Here is a 714-nt window from a genome sequence, read left to right on the forward strand (position 1 = left end):
CTTTCAGGCATTAGGTTCAGTTGCGGTTGTTGTGGCGCTGAACATGCAGCAAGCAATGCAACCGAAGCCGCGAGTAACAGTTTTTTCATTTTATTGTTCCTTGTAAACATTTTGCTCGGAGAGCTCTATTGTTTTGCGCTTAATTTAGCAGGATTTTTTGTTGCCTGTAAAATCACGAACTTATTGTTAGAAGCGATGAGTTTCACATTCTTATCACCAAACAGACGTTTCAACTTGGCATCGTAGCCGAGGTGACGGTTTCCTATGACGAGTAACTTGCCATTTTGGTTCAAAATTTGTTTTGCATCACAGAACATTTGCCATGCGATATGATCGGTAATGGCTTGTTGCTGATGGAACGGTGGGTTACACATGATTAAATCGCAACTGTCAGGTTTGAATCCATCCAAACAGTTATTGGCCACGCACTGAATGTCGCGACCTTCGCCCAAGTTATCCAATAAGTTCTGCTTGGCAGATTCAAGCGCCATGAAGCTTTCATCAACGCAAGTCAGTCTTACATTTGGATTGAGTTGACCTGCTTTTACCGATAAGACGCCGTTACCGCATCCCAAATCGATAATGTGGTTGATTGAGGCGTCTTGAGGAATATGTTGCAGCATAAAACGCGCACCTAAATCTAAGCTTTCTCCTGAATAGACATTTGGCAGGTTTTTAAGCTGAATGTGTTCACCTTCGATACCCCAAGCCGTG

1 protein-coding gene is annotated in these 714 nt (G+C 43.1%); it reads right to left on the bottom strand.

Annotated features, from left to right (window positions below; all coding sequences use genetic code 11):
* Nucleotides 1-125 precede the first annotated feature (125 nt).
* Nucleotides 126-714, bottom strand: a 589-nt coding sequence (locus R7Z50_RS27295; protein ID WP_318149722.1) for a class I SAM-dependent methyltransferase, incomplete at its 5' end; no start/stop codon positions are given.

The organism is Vibrio sp. 1249-1 (assembly GCF_033340495.1).